The 26,520-nt window shown below is 43.0% G+C and carries 28 protein-coding genes and 3 tRNA genes; 15 read left to right on the top strand and 16 right to left on the bottom strand.

Features of this window, described 5'->3' with window-relative positions; genetic code table 11:
• Positions 1 to 68 precede the first annotated feature (68 nt).
• Together CPC19_RS04040 and murU are read left to right on the top strand one after the other, a co-directional pair.
• On the top strand, positions 69 to 1,091 hold the full coding sequence (locus CPC19_RS04040; protein ID WP_016390612.1) for an aminoglycoside phosphotransferase family protein: 1,023 nt from the start codon (positions 69 to 71) through the stop codon (positions 1,089 to 1,091).
• Positions 1,088 to 1,753, top strand: a complete 666-nt coding sequence (gene murU / locus CPC19_RS04045) for an N-acetylmuramate alpha-1-phosphate uridylyltransferase MurU (protein ID WP_016390613.1) — start codon at positions 1,088 to 1,090, stop codon at positions 1,751 to 1,753. Before CPC19_RS04040 ends, murU begins: the two co-directional genes overlap by 4 nt.
• An 18-nt stretch (positions 1,754 to 1,771) precedes the next feature.
• Here murU and lipA read toward each other — a convergent pair whose 3' ends face one another.
• The 12 genes from lipA to CPC19_RS04105 all read right to left on the bottom strand — a co-directional run bounded on the left by lipA (position 1,772) and on the right by CPC19_RS04105 (position 13,066).
• Complete coding sequence (lipA, locus tag CPC19_RS04050) at positions 1,772 to 2,746, bottom strand: lipoyl synthase (RefSeq protein WP_015006558.1); 975 nt, start codon at positions 2,744 to 2,746, stop codon at positions 1,772 to 1,774.
• Between the two features lie 4 nt (positions 2,747 to 2,750).
• A complete protein-coding gene (gene lipB, locus CPC19_RS04055; protein ID WP_016390614.1) occupies positions 2,751 to 3,422 on the bottom strand; it encodes a lipoyl(octanoyl) transferase LipB in 672 nt (223 codons plus the stop codon).
• Positions 3,419 to 3,700 (bottom strand): YbeD family protein, encoded by a 282-nt coding sequence (locus CPC19_RS04060; protein WP_015006556.1) that lies wholly within the window; start codon positions 3,698 to 3,700, stop codon positions 3,419 to 3,421. The genes lipB and CPC19_RS04060 overlap by 4 nt, the downstream gene beginning before the upstream one ends.
• A 1-nt stretch (position 3,701) precedes the next feature.
• A complete protein-coding gene (locus CPC19_RS04065; RefSeq protein ID WP_015006555.1) occupies positions 3,702 to 4,568 on the bottom strand; it encodes a D-amino acid aminotransferase in 867 nt (288 codons plus the stop codon).
• An 8-nt stretch (positions 4,569 to 4,576) separates the two neighbouring features.
• The gene (locus CPC19_RS04070) at positions 4,577 to 5,701 is read right to left on the bottom strand and encodes a D-alanyl-D-alanine carboxypeptidase family protein (protein ID WP_016390615.1); all 1,125 of its coding nucleotides are present in this window, start codon (positions 5,699 to 5,701) and stop codon (positions 4,577 to 4,579) included.
• Between the two features lie 96 nt (positions 5,702 to 5,797).
• Entirely contained in the window at positions 5,798 to 6,655 is an 858-nt protein-coding gene (locus CPC19_RS04075) for a septal ring lytic transglycosylase RlpA family protein (RefSeq protein WP_015006553.1), read from the bottom strand.
• Complete coding sequence (mltB, locus tag CPC19_RS04080) at positions 6,652 to 7,665, bottom strand: lytic murein transglycosylase B (protein WP_016390616.1); 1,014 nt, start codon at positions 7,663 to 7,665, stop codon at positions 6,652 to 6,654. Before mltB ends, CPC19_RS04075 begins: the two co-directional genes overlap by 4 nt.
• A 9-nt stretch (positions 7,666 to 7,674) precedes the next feature.
• Positions 7,675 to 8,811: a rod shape-determining protein RodA gene (gene rodA / locus CPC19_RS04085; RefSeq protein ID WP_108912135.1), complete on the bottom strand. Its 1,137-nt coding sequence runs from the start codon at positions 8,809 to 8,811 to the stop codon at positions 7,675 to 7,677.
• Positions 8,808 to 10,637 carry a penicillin-binding protein 2 gene (mrdA, locus tag CPC19_RS04090; protein ID WP_035850879.1) on the bottom strand — a complete coding sequence of 610 codons (1,830 nt, stop codon included), beginning with the start codon at positions 10,635 to 10,637 and terminating at the stop codon, positions 8,808 to 8,810. Before mrdA ends, rodA begins: the two co-directional genes overlap by 4 nt.
• 6 nt (positions 10,638 to 10,643) lie before the next feature.
• The gene (mreD, locus tag CPC19_RS04095) at positions 10,644 to 11,129 is read right to left on the bottom strand and encodes a rod shape-determining protein MreD (RefSeq protein WP_016390619.1); all 486 of its coding nucleotides are present in this window, start codon (positions 11,127 to 11,129) and stop codon (positions 10,644 to 10,646) included.
• Positions 11,119 to 11,934 (bottom strand): rod shape-determining protein MreC, encoded by an 816-nt coding sequence (mreC, locus tag CPC19_RS04100; RefSeq protein ID WP_016390620.1) that lies wholly within the window; start codon positions 11,932 to 11,934, stop codon positions 11,119 to 11,121. Before mreC ends, mreD begins: the two co-directional genes overlap by 11 nt.
• Positions 11,935 to 12,022: 88 nt before the next feature.
• On the bottom strand, positions 12,023 to 13,066 hold the full coding sequence (locus CPC19_RS04105; protein ID WP_015006547.1) for a rod shape-determining protein: 1,044 nt from the start codon (positions 13,064 to 13,066) through the stop codon (positions 12,023 to 12,025).
• Between the two features lie 123 nt (positions 13,067 to 13,189).
• Between CPC19_RS04105 and gatC the strand changes: the two genes are divergently transcribed.
• The 4 genes from gatC to CPC19_RS04125 all read left to right on the top strand — a co-directional run bounded on the left by gatC (position 13,190) and on the right by CPC19_RS04125 (position 16,865).
• On the top strand, positions 13,190 to 13,477 hold the full coding sequence (gene gatC / locus CPC19_RS04110) for an Asp-tRNA(Asn)/Glu-tRNA(Gln) amidotransferase subunit GatC (RefSeq protein ID WP_015006546.1): 288 nt from the start codon (positions 13,190 to 13,192) through the stop codon (positions 13,475 to 13,477).
• Positions 13,478 to 13,565: 88 nt separating this feature from the next.
• Positions 13,566 to 15,029, top strand: a complete 1,464-nt coding sequence (gatA, locus tag CPC19_RS04115) for an Asp-tRNA(Asn)/Glu-tRNA(Gln) amidotransferase subunit GatA (protein ID WP_016390621.1) — start codon at positions 13,566 to 13,568, stop codon at positions 15,027 to 15,029.
• Between the two features lie 2 nt (positions 15,030 to 15,031).
• Positions 15,032 to 16,465, top strand: coding sequence for an Asp-tRNA(Asn)/Glu-tRNA(Gln) amidotransferase subunit GatB (gatB, locus tag CPC19_RS04120; protein WP_016390622.1), 1,434 nt, complete (start codon positions 15,032 to 15,034; stop codon positions 16,463 to 16,465).
• Between the two features lie 49 nt (positions 16,466 to 16,514).
• Positions 16,515 to 16,865 (top strand): hypothetical protein, encoded by a 351-nt coding sequence (locus CPC19_RS04125; RefSeq protein WP_016390623.1) that lies wholly within the window; start codon positions 16,515 to 16,517, stop codon positions 16,863 to 16,865.
• Positions 16,866 to 16,892: 27 nt separating this feature from the next.
• Here CPC19_RS04125 and CPC19_RS04130 read toward each other — a convergent pair whose 3' ends face one another.
• Genes CPC19_RS04130 through hemA form a run of 4 tightly spaced genes read right to left on the bottom strand, consistent with a single transcriptional unit; the run spans position 16,893 to position 20,526 of the window.
• Entirely contained in the window at positions 16,893 to 17,315 is a 423-nt protein-coding gene (locus CPC19_RS04130) for a Mov34/MPN/PAD-1 family protein (protein ID WP_015006542.1), read from the bottom strand.
• 15 nt (positions 17,316 to 17,330) lie between these two features.
• The gene (gene prmC / locus CPC19_RS04135; RefSeq protein ID WP_016390624.1) at positions 17,331 to 18,164 is read right to left on the bottom strand and encodes a peptide chain release factor N(5)-glutamine methyltransferase; all 834 of its coding nucleotides are present in this window, start codon (positions 18,162 to 18,164) and stop codon (positions 17,331 to 17,333) included.
• Positions 18,165 to 18,185: 21 nt separating this feature from the next.
• Positions 18,186 to 19,274, bottom strand: a complete 1,089-nt coding sequence (prfA, locus tag CPC19_RS04140) for a peptide chain release factor 1 (protein ID WP_016390625.1) — start codon at positions 19,272 to 19,274, stop codon at positions 18,186 to 18,188.
• A 1-nt stretch (position 19,275) separates the two neighbouring features.
• Positions 19,276 to 20,526: a glutamyl-tRNA reductase gene (hemA, locus tag CPC19_RS04145; RefSeq protein WP_016390626.1), complete on the bottom strand. Its 1,251-nt coding sequence runs from the start codon at positions 20,524 to 20,526 to the stop codon at positions 19,276 to 19,278.
• Positions 20,527 to 20,693: 167 nt separating this feature from the next.
• Between hemA and CPC19_RS04150 the strand changes: the two genes are divergently transcribed.
• The 9 genes from CPC19_RS04150 (at position 20,694) to CPC19_RS04190 (ending at position 26,517) form a co-directional block, all read left to right on the top strand.
• On the top strand, positions 20,694 to 22,430 hold the full coding sequence (locus CPC19_RS04150) for a tetratricopeptide repeat protein (RefSeq protein WP_016390627.1): 1,737 nt from the start codon (positions 20,694 to 20,696) through the stop codon (positions 22,428 to 22,430).
• Complete coding sequence (gene lolB / locus CPC19_RS04155) at positions 22,427 to 23,017, top strand: lipoprotein insertase outer membrane protein LolB (RefSeq protein WP_016390628.1); 591 nt, start codon at positions 22,427 to 22,429, stop codon at positions 23,015 to 23,017. Before CPC19_RS04150 ends, lolB begins: the two co-directional genes overlap by 4 nt.
• Entirely contained in the window at positions 22,999 to 23,892 is an 894-nt protein-coding gene (gene ispE / locus CPC19_RS04160; RefSeq protein ID WP_015006536.1) for a 4-(cytidine 5'-diphospho)-2-C-methyl-D-erythritol kinase, read from the top strand. The genes lolB and ispE overlap by 19 nt, the downstream gene beginning before the upstream one ends.
• A 17-nt stretch (positions 23,893 to 23,909) precedes the next feature.
• Positions 23,910 to 23,984 (top strand) — tRNA-Gln (locus CPC19_RS04165).
• A gap of 61 nt (positions 23,985 to 24,045) precedes the next feature.
• Positions 24,046 to 24,981: a ribose-phosphate diphosphokinase gene (locus CPC19_RS04170; RefSeq protein ID WP_016390629.1), complete on the top strand. Its 936-nt coding sequence runs from the start codon at positions 24,046 to 24,048 to the stop codon at positions 24,979 to 24,981.
• 59 nt (positions 24,982 to 25,040) lie between these two features.
• Positions 25,041 to 25,691 (top strand): 50S ribosomal protein L25/general stress protein Ctc, encoded by a 651-nt coding sequence (locus tag CPC19_RS04175; protein WP_016390630.1) that lies wholly within the window; start codon positions 25,041 to 25,043, stop codon positions 25,689 to 25,691.
• Positions 25,692 to 25,694: 3 nt separating this feature from the next.
• Complete coding sequence (gene pth, locus CPC19_RS04180; protein WP_016390631.1) at positions 25,695 to 26,264, top strand: aminoacyl-tRNA hydrolase; 570 nt, start codon at positions 25,695 to 25,697, stop codon at positions 26,262 to 26,264.
• 71 nt (positions 26,265 to 26,335) lie between these two features.
• A tRNA-Tyr gene (locus CPC19_RS04185) sits at positions 26,336 to 26,420 on the top strand.
• A gap of 23 nt (positions 26,421 to 26,443) precedes the next feature.
• Positions 26,444 to 26,517, top strand: a tRNA-Gly gene (locus tag CPC19_RS04190).
• Positions 26,518 to 26,520: the final 3 nt, after the last annotated feature.

The raw sequence follows: 26,520 nt of genomic DNA on the forward strand, positions 1-26,520 counted from the left end.
GTAATTTTTTCGATATATTAACACGCAACTTTCGGTCTGCGTTAATTAGGTCTGATAGAGTATTTTTTATGGTAAGAGATGAGCGTAAGCAGCGTTTAATTAAATGGTTGTCGGGGGTTCTCTTAACCGATGATTTTAGTTGTGAGCCTGCTTCAAGTGATGCAAGTTTTCGACGTTATTTTCGAGTTAAATGTCAGGCAAAATCTTTTGTTGTGATGGATGCGCCCCCTGCTCAAGAAGACTGTACCTCTTTTATTATGATAGCTGAGGTATTACGCGAAAACGGCATTTATGCGCCGGAAATTTTTTACAAATCGCTTGAAGAAGGGTTTCTCATGCTCAGTGATTTAGGAACAGACAGCTATTTGGATAAATTGAACGAATTGTCTGTTAATGAGCTCTACCAAGATGCTTCGACTGTGCTACATAAGATGCATGCTATAGCGCTGAAAGAACTGTCAATTCCGCATTATGACTCTCAGTTGCTTCACAAAGAAATGGGCTTGTTTGATGAGTGGTTTATCAGTCATCTATTAAGTGTAGAGTTATCATCTGAAGATAAGAAAACACTAGTGACTGTTAAAAACGCCTTAACAGGCTCTGCTCTCGAGCAGCCACAGGTTTTTGTACACAGAGATTACCATTCAAGAAACTTGATGGTGACACAGAAGAACAACCCAGGGGTGATTGATTTTCAAGATGCTGTTGTCGGGCCAATAAGCTACGACTTAGTCTCTTTATACAGGGATTGTTATATAAATTGGCCAGATGAAAAAATTTATGCCTGGCTGGATGCGTTTCTACAACAACGTAAGCAACGTGGTTGTAGCGATGATTTTGACTCGCTTCGTTTTTACCAATGGTTTGATTGGATGGGTGTTCAACGACATATGAAAGCAGTAGGTATCTTTTCTCGTTTGCTATTAAGGGATGGTAAAAAAGGCTACTTAAAGGATATACCGCGCACACTGGCGTATATAACCCGTGTGTGTTCACGCTATGAAACATTAAAGCCATTAGCAGATTTGATTAATAAGTACCAATTAATGAAGAGATTTACAACGCTTCAACAAGAGCGTGAAGAAGCATGAAGGTCATGATTTTAGCGGCAGGTCGAGGCGAAAGAATGGGCCGCTTAACCGACAATTGCCCGAAACCGCTGCTTGAAGTTTCGGGGCAGCCGTTAATTGTGCATCACCTATTGGCGTTAAAATCGCAAGGGTTTAATGACTTTGTTATTAATGTGGCCTATTTGGGCGATCAAATAAAAACGGCCTTAGGAAAAGGGGAGCAGTGGGGCGTTCACATTGAATATTCAGATGAAGGCGATAACGCCTTAGAAACAGGCGGTGGAATTTTTAGGGCCTTGCCTTTATTAGGTGATGAACCGTTTTTATTGGTCAATGCGGATGTATGGACTGATTTTCCATTCCAGCGTTTAAGAAACAAGACAGTGAAAGATATTCATCTGGTGCTTGTTAATAATCCTGATCATAATCAACACGGTGATTTTTGCTTGCTGGATGGCGAGCAAAAAAATCAAGACAGTCAACGTTATACCTACAGTGGAATCGGCGTGTTTAGCCGCGCTGTTTTTGAACAGCAAACAGAGGGTGTTTTTCCTTTAGCACCGATTATTCGTCAGTTTATAGCGCAGGGGCGAGTGAGCAGCGAGCTTCATCGGGGGGAGTGGGTTGATGTAGGAACACCGGAAAGGCTTGCTGAGTTGGCGTTAAAGCTTAAACCGCGTTAACGCCACTCAAACGTTAGGCTAGTCGATGACCCCGGAGGCTTGTTGATCGGCATGGTAAGAAGAGCGAACCATCGGTCCACTGGCGACGTGTGAAAAGCCCATCTCTTTGCCCAGTTTGGCTAATTCATCAAACTCTTCTGGGGTGACATAACGTTCCACAGCTAAATGCCCTTGGCTAGGTTGTAAGTATTGGCCTAAGGTCAGCATGTTACATCCATGCGCGCGTAAATCTCGCATTACCGCTAAGGTTTCTTCGTTGGATTCCCCTAAACCAAGCATAAGTCCCGATTTAGTTGGAATATCAGGGTGGGCGTCTTTGTAACGCTTTAATAAATCAAGCGACCACTGATAGTCTGAGCCGGGGCGCGCTTTTTTATATAAACGTGGAACGGTCTCTAGGTTATGATTAAAAACATCTGGTGGTGTTTGCGCTAATATGTTGACCGCGATATCCATACGGCCCCTAAAGTCAGGGACTAGCACTTCAACTTGTATAGTAGGGTTTTTTTCACGCACGGCACTAATACATTGGGCAAAATGGTCAGCGCCACCATCACGTAAATCATCACGGTCTACCGATGTAATGACCACATAACGGAGCTTCATATCTTTAATGGTGTCGGCGAGTTTTTGTGGTTCATCTTTATCTAGCGGGTTTGGCCGACCATGAGCAACGTCACAAAATGGGCAGCGCCGTGTACAGATATCACCCATAATCATAAAGGTGGCGGTGCCATTATTAAAACATTCGCCAAGGTTTGGGCAAGCCGCTTCTTCACAAACGGAATATAAACCGTGTTCACGAAGAGCCTTTTTTATGGCGTTAACGCGGTTTCCGCTGGGTACTTTTGCACGTATCCATTTGGGTTTGCGTAAAATGTCAGCTTTTTTCTCAACTTTAATCGGAATGCGAGCCAACTTTGCTTCACTGCGTTGATGTGTTTCGGGTGTAGCGCGAGAGGGTGCTTTTAAAGTATCAGTATCGTGTGACATAGTGTTAAACGTGTAGTGTATTGGGGCCGAGTATTAATTGGGAATAATTGAGTTGTTCTTTTAATTCATGCAATAAAACGGCTGAAAAGTCTGCAGTAGTGCATTTTACGCCATGTTTGGATAATTGGGTAACTTCGAGACCTTTATAACCACAGGGGTTAATAAAGCTAAAGGGTGTTAGGTCCATATCAACATTTATGCTGAGTCCATGATAACTACAGCCTTTTTTTACCCGTAAACCTAAGGAAGCAATTTTTTTATCATTAAGATAGACGCCCGGCGCATCTATTTGTGCAGCAGCCTTTAATCCGTATTTCTTTAACCCTGAGATAGTAATATTTTCGAGCACATCAACCAGTGCACGAACACCTATTCCTAGGCGGCGTAAATCCAATAAAACGTACATGACCAATTGCCCAGGTCCGTGATAGGTGACTTGACCGCCACGGTCTGTTTGAATAATAGGAATATCACTGGCACTCAAGACGTGTTCGGGTTTACCGCTCACCCCTTGGGTGAAAACAGAGGGGTGTTCAACAAACCAAATTTCATCATGTGTTTCGCCGGTACGATCAATGCAAAAGGCTTTCATCGCTTCCCAGGTTGCTAGGTAGTCCTGCTGGTTAAGCTGACGAATAACTAATGGTAAATCTGGGGGTGTTGTGTCAATGCTCACAGAGACATTAAAACGTGTTCGCAGTCCGTTAAGTCCTGATAAATGGCATCCATTTGCTGTTTATTTTGAGCAGTAAGGGTGATGCTAACAGACACGTATTTTTTAGATTTACTGAATTTCGACGATACCGCATTTTCACTCAGATCAGGCGCGTGGCGACGCACAATCTCGACAACGATTACGTCAAACTCAATGTTTGATAGCCCCATTGTTTTGATGGTGAACTCACAAGGGTAGTCCATTAATGCATTATGTTGATCGTCTGGGTTATCAGTCATTTTACTGGTTTCTCAATTGGTTCTTAAATTGACTATAGCTGGTTGAGACTTGTTGCCATAAATTCCCCGGTTGTCCGTTGCCGACCGCTTGGCGGTTTAATTTAACTACAGGCATAATTTCTTTGGTAGAGCTGGTTAACCAAATTTCATCAGCATCAAACAGTTGTTGTTCTGATATTTCTTGCTCAATGCATGAAATGCCTTCTTTGATAGCAAGCTCTAAAACAAGATCACGTGTAATGCCGGGCAATAAATGATGGCTTTTGGGTGGCGTAATAAGTTGCTGGTCTTTAACGATAAACAAGTTACTAGCAGACCCTTCGGTTGCAAAACCATCACGTAATAAAATAGCCTCAGTACAACCTTGATCACTGGCTTGTTGCTTCAATAATATATTGCCAAGTAAGGCGACGGATTTTATATGGCACCAATCCCAGCGAATATCATCTAAAGTGATAGCGTTAATGCCGTTAGCAATAGAATCGAGACTCTTGGGGTCTATTGTTTGGCACATTGCAAAAGTTGTTGCGGAGTACTCAGTTGGCAATTGGTGATCACGGTTTGTGCCAGCACCACGTGTTACTTGAACATAGACCGATTGGTCAGATTGCGTATGCGGTGAAACCAGTTGGGAGAGTGTTTTTGTCCATTGTTGATCACTCATGACCGGTTTCATGCGAATAGCGGCTAAGCTACTATTGAGGCGGTCTAAGTGCTGTTGAAGGCGAAAAAGCTTGCCGCCGTATGCAGGAATAACTTCATACACACCATCGGCAAATAAAAAACCACGGTCTAATACAGAAACGTTAGCCTCAGCTAGTGGCAGAAATTGGCCATTAAGGAAAACATCAGTTTTGTGCGACACCATCAATTCTCCTACTCAAGCAATAACAATGCTTCATCTTTTAGGATGTCCATAAATGACCCTTCCGGAATATCTTGTAAAGCAATGAGTGGGCGTTTGGCAATAATGTCACCTTTAAGTTGAATAACCGCGTTGCCAACAAGTTGGCCTTTTTTTATGGGTGCAATCAGCTGGGGGTTTAACGCTAGGCTCGCATCTAATGATTTATATTCATTGCGAGGAATAGTCAGGTAAAGGTCTTTCGCCAAGCCTACTGGTAAAGATTTAATCGCGCCTTTCCAGACGCGGGTGGTGGTTAGTGATTGTTGTGCTTTATACAGCAAGTGAGTTTTATAAAAACGGTAACCATAATTCAGCAAGGCCTGATTGATATCATTTCGTGCAGCTACGCTGTCTGTGCCCATAACGACAGAAATTAAACGCATATTGTCGCGAACAGCAGATGAAACTAAACAATAACCAGCGTCCTCTGTATGCCCTGTTTTAACGCCGTCTACTGTGCTATCACGCCATAACAGCTTGTTTCTATTTTGTTGAGTAATACCGTTAAAAGAAAATGATTTGATCGCATTTATTTTATATAACTCGGGAGACTCAATGATTAAGGCGCGAGTTAGAACTGAGAGGTCTCTAGCGGTAGTGTAATGCTGTTCGTCGGGCAGACCAGAACTATTAGTAAAGTGGCTATTTTTCATGCCAAGGTCTTTAGCAACTTGGTTCATTAATTGTGCAAAAGTTGATTCATCCCCTGCGATATGTTCGGCTAATGCAACAGTGGCATCGTTACCTGATTGCACAAGCATTCCGTGAATTAAATCATCGACCGTAACGAATTTATTAACTTCCACAAACATTCTAGAACCAGGAGTTCGCCATGCTTTTTCACTAATACGAACTTGATCGTCTAAATTCAAATTTCCATGGTTTAGTTCACGAAAGACAATTAACGCAGTCATGATTTTTGTCATGCTGGCGGGGGCTAGTTTTAAATCAGGGTCTTTAGAGGCTAAAACTGTTCCACTGTGAAAGTCGGTCAGGTGGTAGCTTCTCGCTTTTAAATTTGGGGCGGAAGGAATAGGTAACGCGATGGCTTGAGAAGAGAGAAAAAAGCTCAGCAGCAGGATAATTCTTTTCATATTAATGCAATGTTAGGTATTAGGGTAACGATAAGCTCGGATTATATCATGCAAAACGTATCATTAAGGGCTAGGAGGAAGGCTGTTTTAGCTGGCTTATTTAGAGGTATAAAAAGTGCTCTTATAGCCTAACTCGTAAAGTTTTGATCTTGTTGAGTCGGCACTTTTCATTCGTATATAAGGGCCGACACGCACAAAATACAAGGGTTTTGACGTGCTACCACCAGACTCTATGGTGACTGGGGTTTTTAGTAAATTGGTCAATTCATACTTGAGTTTATTGGCATTTTCTTCAGAGCTAAAGGCCCCCGCTTGAATAAATAACAAACCCTTTTGTTCAGTAGAGGGTTGGGGTGGCTGAACAGTATACCTTAAGGTGAGGTCGCTTTTTGGTGCGGCAGGTGGCTCATCTAAAGAGGTTGAAAGATAGGTGTGAGGGTCGAGGGCTTTGATTTCTACCATTGATGTGCCGTTTTTAAGGGTGCCGAGTTTAGCGGCAGCGGCATACGATAAATCTATAATTCGTTCATCATGAAAAGGGCCACGGTCATTAACGCGAACAATGATTTTTTTGCCATTAGAAAGATTAGTGACTTCGACATAGGTTGGGATAGGCAGGGTTTTATGCGCGGCAGTCATTGCATACATATCGTAGGTTTCACCGTTCGAAGTTTTATTGCCATGAAATTTAGTGCCGTACCAAGAGGCGAGGCCGCGTTGAACAAAGTTTTTACTGGACGCTTGTACGTAATACTTTTTGCCAAAAACTTCATAGGAGCTGGGGTTGCCTCCACGGCTCTTAGCTTCTATTTTAGGGATCGCATCTGGGGTTAGTTCAATACCGGCTGGGTGAACGGATGGGGCGCTATCGGTAACGAAAGGTTGTTGGCTTGTGCAGCCTATTAAAAAGTAAGCAGACAAGCAGCATAATAAAAAAAAGTGGAGGCGGATCATGCGTTATTTATAAAGCCCTTTTTAATTTCTTGACCAAGTTGATAAACGGCCATTGCGTATAAGTGACTATGGTTGTAGCGGGTGATGACATAAAAATTATGAAATGTTAGCCAAAATTCCGATTGGTCTTTTTGTTTAAGTTCCAATAATCTGACGATAGTGTCATCTGCAAGATTAGGTGGTGTTTGCACCTGATGTTCAGCCAGTTGTTTTAAGGTGTTCTTTGGTTTGAGTGAACGATTGAGTAAGGTTTTATAAGCATCACCTGTAACGTTAGTTTGTTGTGTGACTAGGTCTGTGTTTTTCCAACCATGTCTTGAAAAGTAATTGGCCACGCTGTTAATGATATCAGCCTGGCTATTCCACAAGTCCCGCTTGTTATCGCCATCACCATCAACAGCGTAAGCACGGTAGCTGCTTGAAATAAATTGAGACTTCCCCATGGCTCCAGCATAAGACCCTTTGGGTTCATAAGGGTCAAAGCCTTCTTCACGACACAGTAATAAGAAATGCTCTAACTCACGTTGAAAGAACTTAGCGCGTTTTGGAAAATGAAAACCAAGGGTTGTTAGGGCATCGAGGACTTTATAAGACCCTGTGTTGCCACCATAACGTGTTTCAACACCAATAATGGCGACAATGATTTCTGCTGGTACGCCATATTTTTCGGTGGCGGCATCCAATAGGTCTTTGTTTTCTTTCCAGAATTTTATACCGCCATTAATGCGATTAGGTTTAAGAAAAATATTACGGTAACTGTGCCACTCTAGGCGTTTCTCCGCCGGTGATGACATGGCTTTTAAGATGCTTTCTTTAACAACCGATTTATTTAATAAGGTTGTTAATTCGTCACGATTAAATTGGTGCTCTACGACCATTTTTTCAATAAAGTCGTGATAAAGGCTAGGGTTGCTAGGCGACGACGATGTTGAGGCGCAAGCACTAATAGAGACTAGCGTTAATAGAAGGGTTAATGCTAATCGAAAAGAAAAAAGTTTTATGTTGCGCATCGTTTGTCCTTAAGAAGAAAGTAATTTTCGATGAGTATGTATCGACATTAATATGCCAAATCCAAGTAATAATGTCACCATTGATGTACCGCCATAACTCACTAGAGGTAAGGGTACACCAACGACTGGCAAAATACCCGTGACCATCCCGACGTTTACAAATAAATAGATAAAAAATGTTAGCGATAAGCTACCTGCAAGCAGTCGTGAAAAGGTGTCTTGTGCCTGAATCGCAATGTAAATGGAGCGGATGAAAATAATCAAATAAATGGTTAATAAGCCGACACAACCCATCAAGCCAAATTCTTCAGAGAAGACGGCAAAAATAAAATCGGTAGAACTTTCGGGTAAAAACTCTAGGCGTGCTTGCGAGCCATGCATCCAGCCTTTGCCATTGATACCACCTGAGCCAATGGCGATTTTTGATTGAATAATGTGGTAACCAGCCCCTAATGGGTCTTCTTCTGGGCTCAAAAAGGTAAGAACCCGTTGTTTTTGATAGTCTTTCATAAAACTCCATAGAACAGGGGCGAGTCCTGCGCCAGTTGCTATGACGCCGATGATGATCTTCCATGAAATGCCGGCAAGAAACAGCACGGTTAATCCCGAGCTGGCTATTAAGATAGCGGTACCGAGGTCAGGTTGTTTGGCAATTAAGACGGTAGGGATAGCTATAAAAACAGTGGCGAGACCGACATGTTTGTGACTGGGAGGTAGTCGCCGTTCTGCTAGGTACCAAGCCACCATCATGGGGGTTGCCAGTTTCAGTAATTCAGAGGGTTGAAAGCGAAAGAAGCCTAGGTCTAGCCAACGTTGAGCGCCTTTCCCCATATCACCAACAAATAACACGCCCAGTAATAAGAGCGTGCCGAGAAAAAATAACCAAGGAGCAAACATTTTTAACGCATGAGGTGGCACTTGAGCAATGATAAACATGGCAAAAAAGGCAACAGCTAATCGAGTGGCTTGCCTGTTTAATAATCCAATATTTTGGTGTTCGGCGCTCATCAAAATAAGAATGCCAATAGACGATAAGAGGGCCAGTAGAATGAGCAAGGTGAGGTCAATATGCAATCGCTGAAAGAGGCTCTCTTTGCGATGATGATAGAGGCTCATTTGTGGGGATTTTTGGAAAGACCAATTCATGGGGTAACTTGTATATATTGATCGAAAATAGAACGGGCAATAGGTGCAGCAACGGAGCCACCATGACCACCGTTTTCTACCACGATAGCTACGGCTAATTGAGGCTCACGTGCGGGTGCAAAAGCGATAAAAAGGGCATGGTCTTTGAGGTGTTCTTGCACATTTTCCTCATCATATTTTTCATCTTGTTTGATGGTAAACACTTGAGCAGTTCCCGTTTTGCCAGCTATTTTGTAGGGCGCACCTTCCCTAATTTTTCGAGCAGTGCCACGCGCACCGTTAACGACATCATACATGGCATCAATAATGGTATTCCAATGCTGAGGGTTATTTAATGTAATTGGCGGGGTGCTTGATGTTTGCTGAGGCTTATCATTAATTTTAGCAACGAGTGATGGAATATGTGTGGAGCCTTTGTTAGCAATAAGAGCCGTTGCATGGGCTAACTGAAGGGGTGTAGTTAAATTGAAACCTTGCCCTATGCCAGCAATCAATGTTTCGCCAGGGTACCAGACCTGATTTCGTGTGCGTTTCTTCCACTCTCTTGAGGGCAATAAGCCCGATCTTTCGCCCAGAATGTCAATGCCTGTTTTTTGCCCAAAACCAAATTTTTGCAGAAAGTCATGCATCCGATCAATTTTTAACTCATGGGCCAATATATAGTAATAAACATCGCACGACTGAACGATTGAGTCATGAAGCGTGGTCATACCATGCCCAGTTTTTTTCCAATCACGGTATTTATGTGTTTGTTTGGGTAGTTGATAGAAGCCTGGGCAGAAGATTCTTTGATGTGGGTGAACGGTTTTGTAATCGAGGCCGGCGAGCGCTAAAAATGGCTTTAAGGTAGACCCTGGGGGATATTGCCCTCGAAGAAAGCGGTTAAATAAAGGGCGTTTTGAAGAGTTTTGTAATTGGCTGTATGAGGCTTGATCGATACCTTTAGCAAACAAATTAGCATTGAAGCCTGGTTTGCTCACCAAGGCGCGAACTGCGCCAGTACGAGTATCTATTGCGGCAACACTTCCGGTGTAATCACCGAGTGCGTCGTGAGCGATTTTTTGTAGCTCAATATCTAGATTCAAAGTTAGATCGCTACCTGATAATGGTGGTGTGTAGCTAAGGACTTTTAATGATCTGCCTTGTGCTGTGTTTTCGGTTTGTTGGTATCCAACATAGCCATGTAATTCAGTTTCGTAAGTTCTTTCAATGCCGGTTTTTCCAATAAATCGAGTCCCTCGGTAGTTGGCTGGCTCAATAGTTTTCAGCTCTTGTTCATTAATGGCGCCGACATAACCCACTACATGTGCGGTTAGCTCAGGGAAAGGGTAGTGTCTTAATGGACGTGCCTGTATGTCAACACCGGGAAATAAGTGACGGTTGGCAGAAAAAATAGCCACTTCCTGATCGTTTAATCGATTTCTAATGGAGACGCTAGCGAAGCGTTTTTGCTGTTTTCTACGTTTTTCAAATAACGCGAGTTCATCTTTAGAAATGGGTAATAAGGCACTCAAGCGTTCGAGGGTGTTCGCAAAGTCTGGCGTTTGTTCCGGTACTAATTCAAGACTATAAGTAGGGTTATTTTCAGCAAGAACGCGACCTTTTGTATCGAAAATTAAACCACGAACAGGACTAATAACTGATAGTTTTACGCGGTTATTTTGAGCGAGGTCTACATACTTCTCATGTGTTGCGATTTGTAAATAGGTAAGACGGGCAATCAGCGCAAAAAATAAAATAAGAACAAAAACGATCAATGTGGTGGCTCGCAATAGGAAAAGGCGATTTTCCTGGAGTGAGCTCTTGAGGTCGAAGCGAGTGTTCATGTGAGGTTACTGTACTTTAAAGTGTCTTCTGATGAGGCGTAAGACAGCAAATATAGCAGGCCATACCAGCGCGCTAAAAAGAACTTGAAGCCCATGTTGGTAAGTATACTCAATGTGAACAATAAAGTGATTAAGCCATAAAGAGAGTAGTTTTATGCACGCTAAGAACATTAAAATAAGCGTAGATTGTTGCCACACAGGATAATTTCTTAGGCGTGAATAAAGAGAGTGGCTAAAAAAAGAAGCGGTACTGAATATTAGCGCATTTTGTCCGAGCAAACTGCCTGTTAAAACATCGAACAGTAGGCCGGTTGAAAAACCAGTCAAGATACTAACTTTGTGCGGTAAAGCGATGCTCCAGTAGATTAATGTTAGCAACGTCCAGCTGGGCATTAATATAGCCAAATGGTCAGGCCAAGGTGCAATGCTAAGGGCCATGGAAAAAAATAAAGTTAAGCCAATGATGGCACCACCAGAGGATTTAGCGTGCATTGTCTGTGGGTACTTCTGGTTCTTCAGGGACGCCTGATAAAATAGGAATGGGCTGTTGTTGGCTCCATACCAATAAAATGTCACGAGTGCTGTCTATTTTGGCGACAGTTTTAGCCTCGGCATGCATGAAAGCTTCTCCTGGCAGCGGGGCCAGTTTGGTGACGGTGGCAACAGGGTAACCAGATGGGAAAACACCGCCCAGTCCAGATGTCGTTAATAAATCGCCTATCTTGATGTCAGCATTATGGGGTAGGTATGGTAGCGTTAATGTATTTTTTAGTCCGCTACCAGAGGCAATGGTTCTTAAGCCTGTTCGGTTTATTTCAACAGGTATAGCATGATTGGGGTCAGTAATCAGGATGATAGACGAAGTGAGCGGGTGAACGTTGGTAATCTGACCGAGTACACCGTCTTCGTTGAGGGCGGCTTGTCCTTTATAAAGGTCGAAACGACTGCCTTTATCAATCACAATATTGGTTGTGTTTGGGTGTTGGTTTACTTTAATAAGAGACGCTGAAATAAATTGTTCTCCAATTTTGAATGAAGACTCCAATAAGCTATGCAACCGGGTATTTTCTGTTTCAAGCGCCTCAAATTTTTGCAGTTTGACTTTAAGAAATAATAACTCATCTTTTAGGCGTTGATTTTCGTCAGCTAATTCAGATAACTCTGTTGTGCTTTCAGTCAGCCAGGCATAGAGCTGGCTAGGCAGGTCCACAACGATGAGAACAGGGTGAACGATAAAAGAAAGGCTGTCTTTAAGGCGCGTGAGTTGGTTCGTTTGCTGTGCAAGTAGCAAAAGCAAAATAGAAATAACGGCGGCGGCAATATAGCGTGTGCTGGTAGCAGGACCTTTTGAGAAAATTGGTTTTATGGCGAATAACCTCTTATTCTTACTCTAATGCAAACGTATTAGGCCCTTTTTCATTGATCAACTCTAGTACTTTGCCCCCACCTCGCGCAACGCAAGTTAGAGGGTCGTCAGCTGTGCGAACAGGTACGCCTGTTTCTTCATGGATAAGCTCATCTAAACCATACAGTAATGCACCGCCACCGGTTAGCACAATGCCATTTTCAGCAACGTCAGCGCTTAGCTCTGGGGGAGTTTGCTCGAGAGCTTGTTTCACAGCACTAACAATGGCGGTAACAGGTTCTTGTAATGACTCTAAAATTTCATTGCTGTTAAGTGTAAAGCTTCGGGGAATGCCCTCTGCTAGGTTTCGACCAGTAACGGTCATTTCCTTAACTTCATTTGCTGGGTAAGCTGAGCCAATCGTGTGTTTAATTCTTTCGGCGGTCGATTCACCGACGATAGTGCCGTAATTGCGTCGAACGTAATTGATAATCGCTTCGTCAAAACGGTCACCACCAACGCGAATTGACTCCGAGTAGACGATACCATTGAGTGATAAAACGGCGATTTCTGATGTGCCGCCACCAATATCTAACACCATGGAGCCGCGTGCCTCATCTATCGGTAAGCCTGCACCAACTGCCGCTGACATTGGCTCCTCAATTAAATATACTTCACGTGCACCAGCACCTGATGCCGATTCTCGAATGGCTCTTCGTTCAACTTGAGTAGAGCCACACGGTACGCAAATAAGCACACGAGGACTAGGGCGTAGAAATTTACCTTCATGTACTTTATGGATAAAGTACTGAAGCATTTTTTCAGTGATAGTAAAGTCGGCAATAACACCGTCCTTCATTGGGCGAATCGCGGTGATATTTCCGGGTGTTCTACCCAGCATTGCTTTTGCTTCGCTGCCGACAGCGGCAAAGCTTTTTTCGCCACGCACTTTATCTTCTCGAATGGCAACAACAGAGGGTTCATCTAGCACAATGCCTTTGCCAAGTGCATAGATTAGTGTGTTCGCTGTGCCCAAATCGATGGATAAATCGTTGGAAAACATGCCGCGTATTTTTTTAAACATGAATTTTATAAATGTAGGTGGTGAGAATTTTGTACTTTAACAACCCTTTACCTCTTTGGGCAAGGCGCGAATTGTGTTAATTTGCACTGTTTTAAAGTATGAATAAAACAAGGGGGTTATTTTATGCCAATTCAGTCAGAAGATGTACTGAAAATCGCACACTTGGCGAGGCTCGGTATTCAGCACGAGCAGCTTGAGTCATATGCGTCAGACTTGTCGAATATAATGCTGTTAGTTGAGCAAATGAATCAAGTTGATACAACTGATATTGAACCTATGGCCCACCCACTTGATCAGTTTCAACGTTTACGGGCGGATGTGGTATCAGAAAGCAATCAACGTGATATTTTGCAGGACAATGCACCATCTATTGAAGACGGTTTGTTTTTAGTGCCGCGAGTGATCGATTAGTCGTCCTTTAACGAGGCGGTGTCATATTTATTTAAACAAAGGCTTATAGCGATAAGCATATATACCTTTTAAACAGTATTGGTAATCAATGTATAACAAATCATTAAAAGAACTGTCCAGCGACCTTCACAACAAACAAATATCCAGTGTTGAGCTTAGTCAATACTTTTTGGAGCGTATCAATCGATACGATGGGGCGTTAAATAGCGTCATTACATTAAATGAAGACGGCGCATTACTTGCAGCTCAACAGGCGGATCAACTAATTGCATCAGGGGATGCCGGCTTGTTAACGGGGATTCCTTTGTTACATAAAGATATCTTTTGTACACAAGGCTTACGAACAAGCTGTGGCTCAAAGATGCTGGATAATTTTATTGCCCCTTATTCGGCAACAGCGGTTAGTAAATTAGAACAAGCTGGTGCGGTGATGTTGGGTAAAACCAATATGGATGAGTTTGCGATGGGCTCGTCAAATGAGACCAGTTTTTATAGTGGAGTAAAAAACCCTTGGGATTTGGAAACGGTTCCAGGTGGCTCATCGGGTGGATCAGCAGCGGCGGTAGCGGCACGTTTGGCGCCGTTGGCTAGTGGTACAGATACAGGGGGATCGATCCGTCAGCCAGCAGCTTTTTGTGGGGTGACGGGCATTAAACCAACCTATGGCCGTGTGTCACGTTACGGCATGATTGCGTTCGCCTCTAGTTTGGACCAAGGTGGTGCGATGGCGAAAAGTGCTGAAGATGCAGCGATCATGCTACAAGCGATGTCTGGTTTTGATGAGAGGGATTCAACCAGTGTTGATAGACCCGTTGATGATTTGTTAAGCGGCTTGGGTGACTCGATCAAAGGCTTGACCGTTGGCTTGCCCAAAGAGTTTTTTACCGATGATCTTGATAGTGATATTCGAGAAAAAGTAGAAGAAGCGGTTGATACCATTCGGTCTGCAGGGGCACTTGTGAAAGAAATTAGCCTACCGAATATTAACCTATCAGTGCCTGCTTATTATGTGGTTGCCCCCGCTGAATGTTCTGCTAATTTGTCTCGTTTTGATGGTGTTCGATTTGGGTATCGCTGCGAATCGCCAAAAGACTTAGAGGATCTTTATAAGCGTTCGCGTGGAGAGGGGTTTGGTGACGAGGTAAAACGAAGAGTTATGATTGGCGCTTATGTTTTGTCTGCGGGGTATTACGATGCGTATTATAAAAAAGCTCAACAAGTTCGTCGTTTGATTCAACAAGATTTCGTAGAAGCGTTTAAAGAAGTAGATGTGATCGCTAGTGCAACAGCACCTTCTGTTGCCTTTAAATCAGATGAGAAGAAGGGAGACCCTGTTTCAATGTATCTTTCAGATATTTTTACCATTGGTGTTAATTTAGCAGGCTTGCCTGGAATGTCAGTGCCGTGTGGTTTTGTGGAGAACAAGCCGGTAGGTATGCAGTTGATAGGAAATTATTTTGAAGAGTCTCGCTTGTTAAATGTAGCGCACCAATATCAACAACTGACTGACTGGCATCTTGCGGTGCCGGCTGGATACGAGCAGGAGGTATAAGGATGCAGTGGGAAACAGTTATAGGTCTTGAAATTCATGCTCAGTTAGCGACTCAATCAAAAATTTTCTCGGGTGCTTCAACGGCTTATGGCGCAGAACCTAATACGCAGGCTTGTGCGGTGGACCTTGGGTTACCGGGTACATTGCCGGTGTTGAACGAGCAGGCCGTTCGTTTTGCGGTGAAATTTGGTTTGGCCATTGGTGCGCATATCGCTCCATATTCAGTGTTCGCACGGAAAAACTATTTTTATCCTGACTTGCCTAAGGGTTATCAAACAAGTCAATTTGATAAGCCGATTGTTGGTTTAGGGCGGTTAGATATAGAGGTGGATGGTAAATCAAAAACAATAGGTGTTACGCGGGCTCATTTAGAAGAAGATGCGGGTAAATCGTTGCACGAAGACTATCATGGGATGACGGGAATAGATTTAAATCGAGCAGGAACACCGTTGCTTGAAATTGTTTCTGAGCCGGATATGCGCTCTGCCGCAGAAGCAGTAGCGTATGTTAAAAAACTACATACTCTTGTGCAGTATTTAGGAATTTGCGATGGCAATATGCAGGAAGGTTCTTTTCGTTGCGATGTTAATGTATCAGTCAGACCAGTAGGGCAAGAAGCCTTTGGAACCCGTGCAGAGATAAAAAACTTAAACTCATTTCGTTTTATTGAAAAAGCCATTGCACATGAGGTTGAGCGCCAAATTGATGTGATCGAAACAGGCGGACAAGTGGTTCAAGAGACTCGTTTGTATGATGCTAATAAAGATGAGACACGTTCTATGCGTTCTAAGGAAGAAGCGAACGACTATCGATACTTCCCGTGCCCTGATTTATTACCAGTCGAAATCACAGCAGAGTTGTTGGATGAAGTGCGTAATGACTTGCCAGAATTACCTGCGGCTAAAAAACAACGTTTCCAACAGCAGTATGGTTTAAGTGAGTATGATGCCGACGTATTAACAACACAACGGGCGATGGCAGATTACTACGAAGATGCTGTTAACTTTTCAGATGGAGAGGCGAAGCTTGTTGCTAATTGGGTGATGGGCGAATTGAGCGCACACTTGAATAACAATAATTTAGATATCCAGCAAAGCCCCTTGAGTGCTGAACGATTAGGAGGCTTGGTTAGACGCATTGCAGATAAGACAATTTCTGGAAAAATCGCTAAGCAAGTCCTTGAGTTTATGTGGAATAGTCAGGATGTTGCAGACGACGTGATTGAGCGAGAAGGTTTGAAACAAATTTCTGACACAGGTGCCTTAGAAAAAATGATTGATCAGCTAATGGCTGATAACGCTCAGCAAGTTGAGCAATATAGAGCCGGTAAAACAAAAATGATAGGCTTCTTTGTTGGTCAGTTGATGAAGCAAACCCAGGGTAAGGCGAATCCACAAGAATTAAATAAATTGCTGGAAAGTAAACTAAAAGGGTAGTTTCTCTTAAAGTGTTACGTTAATTATTAGAATAAATAGCGAGGATGTTATGAGTATATTGAAGGTGTTGAGTGTTTTTGTTATCGCGTTATGGTTGGCTGCTTGTGGCCACGCGACTAAAAATGGCGTGGAACCCACTCAAGAAGGGCTGGCGACTAAGACTTTGTCAGCAGAGGAAGCGGAAGTTGAGCAGCAGGTTGCGCGTATATCTGAAAAGCTAAAAGATGAACCAACGGTTAAAGGCTGGTTGTTAGTCGGCGATGGAAACATGTATTTGAAAAGATATGATGAAGCTGTTTCAGCCTACAGAGAAGCATATATATTGAGCGACTATGCAGATGAGCCCAAAAGAAAACTAAAACGAGCAATGTTTTTGGCAACGATAGCGTTAAGTAAATAGCCAATAAGGGATAACCCGGTCTGGTTGTTATTCCTCAACCATTCTTAGGGTTATCTCAACAATATTTTCATCGTGTAATAATTTGAAACAGCGCATCTCTAAGACACCTTTGGTGTTTAGCGAAATAATTAAATAATAGGCTTCGGGGTGTGAAGGCATTTCAGTATCGCTTATTGAAGGCCTAGCCGGTGCGGTGGGGTGCGAGTGGTAGATAGCAAAAACCTCTTCATCCTTATCGCGGATTTCTTTCATTACGCTGATTTGTTCTTCAGGCGCCATTAGAAAACGCTTGCTAGGTGTTTCAGCTATATTTTGAACAGGATGGCAGGTGTACTGCCCCGTTTTGTTTTTACTGATAAAACCACAGACCTCGAGGTGTTCTGATAATTGTGCGTTATGAAGTAATTCATTAACGAGTTTTCTTGGTAAGACAATTTCTTTTTCGTGCATTTTTAACCCTAATGTTTATGGTTTTGTGCCTAATGTTGCCCGAACGTGCCCTTGAATATCTTGGAAATGTTGGGTTGATTTAAATCCGTACAATTCTAACAAGTTTTTGACCAAAGTGCCTTGCTGAAAGCCATGCTCAAACAAGATAAGTCCGTTGTGTTTAAGGAAAGACTTTGCTTGCGAGGTAATATGCTCAAGATCCTGTAGGCCTTCGTGTTGAGCAATCAATGCCGAAGAGGGTTCAAAACGAAGGTCGCCTTCTAAAAGGTGAGGGTCATTTGGGCAAATATAAGGTGGGTTACTTATTATTAAATCAAACCTCGTATTGGGCACTGTTTCAAACCAATCGCTACGCAGAAACTGAATATTGTGGACCTTATGTTGCAGGGCATTTTTTTCAGCAATCGCTAAGGCCTTTTGGCTGTTATCAACGGCTGTCACCGAGGCGTTTGGAAACTCTAATGCCAAGGTGATAGCGATGGCGCCGCTACCAGTCCCTAAATCTAATACTGAGAAATGTTGGTCGGTAGCGAACGTTTCGTGGGTAATTTCTATGAGTAGCTCGGTGTCGGGTCGAGGAATTAAGACGTCTTTTGAAACGATAAATCGTCGTGACCAAAACTCTCGTTCGCCAACTAAGTAAGCGATCGGCTGCCCTTTTTGTCGCTGTTCAACAAGTTGCTGAAACCTGTCCAGCTTCTCGGTAGTTAGAAGCTCGTCAGGCCAAGCTCTAAAATAGCTACGGTTTTTATTCAGTACGAAGGCTAGTAATACTTCGCTATCAAGCACGCAGCTGTCACTGCTAACCAGTGTTTTTGCAGCTTCTGTAAGAGCCTCTTTTATTGTCAAGGGGGACTTCAAAACGAGGGTTTATTCTTCTGCGCTTAACTGTGTTAGTTGTTCTGCTTGGTGTTCTTGAATTAATGGGTCGATCACCTGATCTAGTGCGCCTTGCATGATCTCATCTAGTTTATACAGTGTTAAGTTGATGCGGTGGTCGGTAACTCTGCCTTGTGGGTAGTTATAGGTTCGAATGCGTTCAGAGCGATCGCCGCTACCAACTTGCGAACGACGAGACTCAGCTTGTTCAGCATCAGCTTTTTCTTGTTCAGCGGTCATGATTCTGGCTTTTAATAAGGACATCGCGCGAGCCCTATTTTTATGTTGTGAACGTTCGTCTTGACACTCTACAACTGTACCGGTGGGAAGGTGAGTAAGACGTATAGCAGAGTCTGTTTTGTTAACATGTTGCCCGCCAGATCCTGATGCTCTAAAAGTGTCGACACGCAAGTCGCCAGCGTTGATTTCAATATCATCTTTTTCATCGGCTTCAGGCATGATAGCTACCGTGCATGCAGAGGTGTGAACGCGGCCTTGAGATTCGGTTTCTGGGACACGTTGAACACGGTGAGCACCGGATTCAAATTTCAGTTGTGAATACACGTCGTGACCTTCTATTCGAGCGATAATTTCTTTGTATCCGCCGTGGTCGCCTTGGTTTTCACTCATGATTTCAAACTTCCAGCCTTTTTTCTCAGCAAATCGTAGGTACATACGGTAAAGATCGCCTGAAAAAATAGCTGCTTCATCACCACCTGTTCCCGCACGAACTTCAAGAAAAGCATTCTTTCCATCGTTAGGGTCTTTAGGTAACAAAAGGATTTGTAATTCATTTTCTTGTTTTTCAAGGGCTGCTTGAGTGTCCTTTAACTCATCTTTTGCCATAGCCTTAATATCCGGGTCGCTATCATTCAGCATGGCTTTTGCAGACTCATTATCTTCTAGTGTCGCTAGATAGTTCTGGTAGGTGCTAACAATGGGATCTAATTGGGCATACTCTTGACTCAAAGAGCGAAATTTATTTTGATCGCTTTGTATGCTGGGTTCAGAGAGTAGCCCAGCAATTTCTTCGAAACGTTCAGACAGAGTGTCTAGCTTTTGTAGGATAGTTATATTCACGTTATTTATTTAAGTTAAAAAGTTGTTGAGCGGCTAATAGTAATTCGTTGTTACCTTCGGATGCAGCTTTCTTCAGGGTGCTGCTAGGTGCGTGTAATATTTTTTTCGTGAGATCATTTGCTAAACGTTCTAGGGCTTGTTCAGCGGGCTGGCCGTTTTTTACCGCACTAATCGCCTTTTGAAGGAGTTCCTCACGTATATTGTCCGATTGGGTTCTAAGCTGGTAAATGGTTTTTGAGGCATCTTGCGCACGTAGCCATGTTTGAAAGTGCGAGATTTGAATGTCGATTATATCTTCAGCTTGTTCGGCCGCTTCGCGACGTGATTGAAGTCCATCATCAACTATATTTTTTAGGTCATCTACGCAGTAAAGATAGACGTCGCTTAATGAACCAACTTCTTTTTCTATATCGTGTGGTACTGCCAAATCCATCATAAACATGGGTTTGTGTTTACGTTTTGAAATGGCGGTTTCAACACTCCCTTTGCCAAGGATGGGTAGTGAGCTAGCCGTTGATGAAATGATAATGTCTGCTTCGGCGAGATGCTCAGGGATATCTTTAATTTCAATGGCGTATCCATTACCTTGAGAAGCAATGGCATGTGCTTTTTCAAGGGTTCTATTAGCAACAATTAATCGACCAATGCCTTGCTCTTTTAGGTGTTGGGCTGATAGTTCGATAGTTTCCCCGGCACCAATAAGTAAGGCGGTTTGATCTTGTAATTGACCAAATATTTGTTGTGCTAATTTTACGCCAGCAAAAGCAACCGATACCGGGCTAGAGCCAATGGCTGTATCGGTACGCACTTTCTTCGCGACTTGGAAGGTGTGCTGGAATAAGCGACCAAGATACTTTCCTAGGGTGCCGGCCTCAGAGGCATGTTGATAAGCCGTTTTCATTTGGCCAAGAATCTGTGGTTCGCCAAGCACTAAGGAGTCAAGCCCACAGGCGACTCGTGACATGTGCTTTATTGATTGGGGGCCAATGTGGCTGTATAGATAGTCTCTAATACTACTTTCATCTAGGCGATGGTAGCTGGCAAGCCAAGCGATCAGTTCATCTGTTTGTTGCGTTGCTATATCACAGTATATTTCGGTGCGATTACAGGTGGATAAAATAGCGGCTTCTTCAATGGATGAAAGCTGCGCTAATGACTGAAGCGATTGACCGAGGCGCTCAGGAGAGAAAGCGAGTTTCTCTCGAATCTCGATAGGTGCTGTGTTGTGATTGAGTCCGAGCGTAAGCAGCATGCGCTTTTGGTAGTTTTACTTTAGGTTAATTGGGTTATTATAAGCGTTTTAGCCCTATGAATGTTCTATATGTTTAAACAGGTAGTTTTCGATTTGCCTTGTAAAAAGAGAATGAGGTGTTAGTTTTATAGGCGGCTGATGTTGATTAGGGTGTGGGTGAGAAAAATATGATTCTAAAGTTCGTGATGATGGTTTTTGTTGTTTTATCTATAGGTTGTACACACGTAGGTAAAAACGATGCTGTTGAAGTGGTAGAGCCAAGCAAAGCAATATCGAATCTTGTGCAAGAAACGCCTGAGGTTAAAACGAAGCAGGTACAACCGAGCCAGCTAGATGCTGCTTTATTGTATAGTTTGTTAGGTGGCGAGGTGGCAGGTCAACGTGGGGATGTCAAAATGGCTTCTGCATTCTATGTTGATGCGGCTAAGCGCTCGAATGATCCACTGGTAGCGCTTAGGGCTGCACAAATAGCGTTGTATAGTAATGATATCGTTGGAGCTAAGTTAGCCGTTGATATATTGGTGGCAAAAGGAAAGCTATCGCTTCAATCGCAACGACTTGTTCTAACAGTTTACTTGCGCGCGGGTGAGGCAGAGAAGAGTTTGGATTTGATTACTTCAATCCTTAAAGAAAGCGATATGCCTCAACGAAATACCTTGCTGGCCATTGGCGACATTGTTTCCCGTCATGCGCCTAAAGACTTGGCTGGTCATCTGATCGATGAGTTGGTGAGTTATTATCCTGAAGAGGCTGGAGCTTATCTTGCTCGCTCGCAAATGATGTCTCATTTAGGGCAACTGCTTCAAGCCGAAAAGGATGCGGTGAAGGTTACTGAGTTGGATTCGACCTGGCCTGTGGGGTTTGCTCAGCTTGCCCTAGTGTTGGAGCAAAAAGGTGAGACAGAGCGTGCGTTAGAGGTTTTAAAAAACGCTGTCGAGAACCTTAAAGCGAAACCTTTGCTGATGGGTTATGGTCAGTTGTTAGCCAAGAATGAACAGTACGAAGAGGCAAAAGAGCAGTTTTTAAAGTTGTTGTCTGATGGGGAAAGCTACCCAGAGGCAAGTTTTGCATTGGGCCTTGTTTATTTAAAGTTGGATAACCCTATAGAAGCGGCGAAAGTATTTGAAAATTTATATAACGAAGAGGTGTTTGCTTCGAAGTCAGCCTTTTATTTAGGGCGAATATATTATTATCAGAAACAGTACCAAGATGCTTTGTTGTGGTTTGAGAAGGTGGATAATGGTGTTCACCATGTAGATTCTTGGGTCTCAATCGCGATGATTAAGTCAGAAATGGGAGATTTGCAAGGCGCCAGGAGTGTTTTGCAACAGTTGCGCAATGAATACCCAAAAAATACAGCACGGTTTTACCTGTTAGAGGCGGAGCTTTTGGTGGATGTTCAGAATTATCAGCTGGCTTATGACTTATTATCGTCGGCAATTAGTGAAAATGTGGATAACTTATCGCTCAGATATGCGCGCTCAATCGCAGCCACGGAGCTAGATAAATTGTCCGTTGCAGAGAAAGACTTATTGTTTGTATTAGAAAAAGAGCCTAAGGATGTTAATGCCTTAAATGCATTGGGTTACGCATTGGCGAGTAAAACCTTTCGCTTTAAAGAAGCGAGGGGTTACCTAACGCAGGCGCTTTCATTAAAGCCAGATGACCCCGCTATTTTAGATAGTATGGGGTGGTTGGATTATCGTGAAGGTCATTACGAAAGCGCACTGGTTTTGTTAAAAAGAGCATACAGTCAAACACCTGAAGGTGAAATAGCTGCTCACCTTGGTCAGACTCTTTGGATGCTAGGGCGTCAAAAAGAAGCGCGTACCATCTGGGAGGAAGCACTAAAACGGGATAAAGATAACCGTTACCTACTTGAAGTATTGCAGAAACTAAAATGACCCGTTGTCTTGTTTGTCTTCTGTTAGTTTCGCAATTGATGGCCTGTGCCTCTACAAGCATTATAAAAACTGAGGAAAGTTCTTTACCGACCTTACACAACGCAGAGAAGGTTTTAGCTATTAATGAGTGGCGTTTGCTGGGTCGTTTATCTGTTCGAAATATGCGGCAGTCTTGGTTTACAACGCTAGAGTGGAATCATCGAAAGGGTATAGATGACCTGACCTTAAGCACCTCATTAGGGGGCGTGGTTGCAAAAATATTGTATTCAAAGCAAGGTATTTTACTGACCGATGAAGAGGGTGTTTTACAGCATGTTTCGGAGGAGGAGTTGGCTTCATTATTGGGGTATTCAGCACCTTTAAAGCATATGAAATATTGGGTGAGAGGTGTGTTATCCCCCGAGTTTCAAGGACCATCAAGCAGGGAATATCTCGATGATACCGTGTTGTTTGAGCAGGGTGGCTGGAATGTGCAATTAGAACGGTTTCAGAGTTATGGGGAAGTTGTATTGCCCGCTAGGGTGACGCTTATAAAAGAAGACTTAAAAATTAAATTGGTTGTAGATAAATGGTGGATGGAAAAATAGCGGTGACAGAGTGGGAAGAGCATTGGTGGCCAGCACCGGCAAAGTTAAATTTAATGCTAAATATTGTTGGACAAAGACCTGATGGATACCATGAGTTGCAAACAGTTTTCCAGTTAATAGGTATTTCTGACTGGTTAAACGTCGTGCCTACAGAGGATGGTGAGATCACATTAAGTTGCAATTCGGTCAGTCTTGCAACAAATACTAATTTGGTTGTTCAAGCGGCTAATTTACTAAAGCAGCAAGCAAATGCAAGTTTAGGTGCAAAGATAATACTTAAGAAAATATTACCAATGGGTGCCGGTTTAGGAGGAGGTAGCTCTGATGCGGCCACTACGTTGATTGTGCTTAATGCAGTTTGGGGGCTCGGTTATTCAGTTGAAGAGTTGGAAATGTTGGGCCTTAAACTGGGGGCGGATGTGCCTGTTTTTGTTAGGGGCTTGTCAGCATGGGCGGAAGGTATTGGTGAAAAAATGACAGTGATTGACTTGCCTGAAAAGTGGTTTGTTGTGGTAAATCCTCCTTATCATTGCTCAACAAAAGAAGTTTTTTCACATAACAGTTTGACACGGGATAATTCAGCCATCACAATACGCGACTTTTTAGACGGGCAAGAAGATAATAGTTGCTTGCCGGTTGTTAGAGAAATAAGTCAAGAGTTGGATGCTGTTTATCTGCAATTTTCTGAATTCTCTAAGGTTTATTTAACAGGCACTGGCTCGAGTATGTTTGCTAAATGCGATACTCGGCAAGAGGCGGTGCTGCTGTCAGAAAGGTTACCTGATGGCTGGAATAAGTGGGTAGTAAAGGGCGTAAGCGAATCACCTTTACAGAAGTCGCTTAAACAGTTTTTTAATCGGTTAAATCAGGTATAATCTGCAGCCATAAAGTTTGGGGCGTGGCCAAGTGGTTAAGGCACGGGGTTTTGATCTCCGCATCCCAGGTTCGAATCCTGGCGCCCCAGCCATTCTTTATACTTATATCATTCAATACTTTAGTGGGAGTTCATAGTGCTAGATAATGGCATCATGGTGTTTACTGGTAACGCAAATATATCGTTAGCTAAAGATATCGTTCGTCATCTTAATATGAGGCTTGGCCGTGCCAGCGTTGAGATATTCAGCGATGGCGAAGTAATGGTTGAAATTGGCGAAAATGTTCGTGGTAAAGATGTGTTCATCATACAGCCAACATGCGCACCAACAAACAACCATGTGATGGAGTTATTGGTGATGATTGATGCGCTGAAAAGAGCTTGCGCAAATCGTATCACTGCGGTTATTCCATATTATGGCTATGCTAGACAGGATCGCCGCCCACGTTCAGCGCGGGTGCCTATAACGTCTAAATTAATAGCAAAAATGATTGATACTGCCGGTGCAGATCATGTACTAACAGTTGATTTGCATGCCGATCAGATCCAAGGTTTTTTTGATATCCCGGTTGATAACGTTTATGCGTCACCTCTTTTGTTGAGTGATATATGGAAGAGAAAAACAAAAGACCTAATGATTGTGTCGCCTGATGTCGGCGGTGTAGTAAGGGCAAGGGCTATTGCAAAACGCTTAGACGATGCAGATTTGGCAATAATAGATAAGCGTCGCCCAAAGGCTAATGTTTCGCAAGTGATGAATATTATTGGCGATGTAAGCGGCAGAGAATGCGTTATTGTTGATGATTTGGTGGATACAGCGGGTACCTTGTGTTTGGCTGCAAAGGCGCTAAAAGATAATGGCGCAATAAGTGTAAAGGCGTATTGTACGCACCCTGTGTTATCAGGAAAGGCAATAGAAAATATATCAGGTTCAGTGCTTGATGAATTGGTTGTTACAGATACAATTCCTTTAAGTGAAACAGCATTGGGTTGTGAAAAAATAAGACAATTGAGTATTGCTGAGATGCTGGCAGAAACAATTCGTCGAATGGTAGAAGGCGATTCAGTAAGTTCGCTATACGTAGATTAAAAAATGTGGCAAAATACGCTGTTTAGCGCAAATTAAATATTATTTTTGGAGAAAGTTAGATGAGTATCAGCTTTGAATTGGCGGCATCGATTCGTAATGACTTAGGTAAAGGTGCAACGCGTCGTTTACGCAAACAAGAAATGGTTCCAGCTGTAATTTATGGGGCGGGTGAAGAACCTGTTTCGATAACTTTGGGCCATAATCAATTAATGCATAGCACGGAAAATGAAGCCTTTTTCTCGCATATTTTATCTATTGATGTGGATGGAAAGAAAGAAAGCGTTATTATTAAAGCGTTACAGCGTCATCCTGCGAAAAATATTTTAATGCATGCGGATTTTATGCGTGTCAGCATGAAGGAAAAATTAAAAGTTCATGTGCCTATTCACTTTATTGGTGAAGAAGAGGCTCCAGGCGCTAAACAGGGTGGTGTGGTAACGCATAGCCTAGTGGATGTTGAGATCCAATGTTTACCTAATAATTTGCCTGAGTTTATAGAAGTGGATGTATCGGCTCTAGAAATTGGTGATAGTTTGCACTTGTCCGACATTAAGTTGGCCGATGGTCTAGAAATGGTTGCCTTGTTGCAAGGTGAAGACCACGATCTGCAGGTGGTTGCAATTCAAGCCAACAGAGCAGCAGAAGTAGACGAAGATGTTGAAGGTGCTGAATCAGCTGAAGGTGAGTCCGAAGAGGGTTCTGGCGAGTAATAAATGATTTCAGTAATAGTCGGTCTGGGCAATCCGGGCGATGAGTATAAAAAAACCCGACATAATGTCGGGTTTTTATTGTTAGATGCTTTGGCTCAAAGAGAAGGTGTGCACTTTAATTATGACGCTAAATTTAAAGCCGATGTGTCAAAGTGCGTAATTGGTAACAGCATGGTTAGGTTAATCAAGCCGCAAACATTTATGAATAAAAGTGGCTTGTCAGTATCGGCCTATGCAAAGTATTATTCTGTCCAGCCAGAAAATGTCATGATTGTGCATGATGAGTTGGACTTGGAGCCTGGCATAGTACGATTGAAGAAAGGAGGGGGTCATGGCGGGCATAATGGTCTTCGAGATATAATCGCGCATTTATCATCCAAAGAGTTTTATAGGCTTAGACTTGGGGTGGGGCACCCAGGTGATCGCAATAAAGTTGTAAATTATGTATTAAAGGCGCCCAGTAAAGCGGATAATGTATTAATTGAGGCTGCAATGGATCGTGCAATTGAGAAAATACCGGGTATTTGTGCCGGTGATATCCAGTCGGTAATGCAAAGTTTACATACAGACTAAAATCTTTTATTAAGAAGTATATTGGTTGTTGACAGCCAAAATTAAATCAAAGACAATAGTCGGCTAATTTCGGAGGGGTTCCCGAGCGGCCAAAGGGATCAGACTGTAAATCTGACGGCTCAGCCTTCGGAGGTTCGAATCCTCCCCCCTCCACCATTTTTGGTAGAGCCGAAATGACCGCGGGTGTAGTTCAATGGTAGAACGTCAGCCTTCCAAGCTGAACACGTGGGTTCGATTCCCATCACCCGCTCCATTG

Origin of the sequence: Cycloclasticus sp. PY97N (assembly GCF_002443175.1) — a bacterium.
GTDB lineage: Bacteria > Pseudomonadota > Gammaproteobacteria > Methylococcales > Cycloclasticaceae > Cycloclasticus > Cycloclasticus pugetii.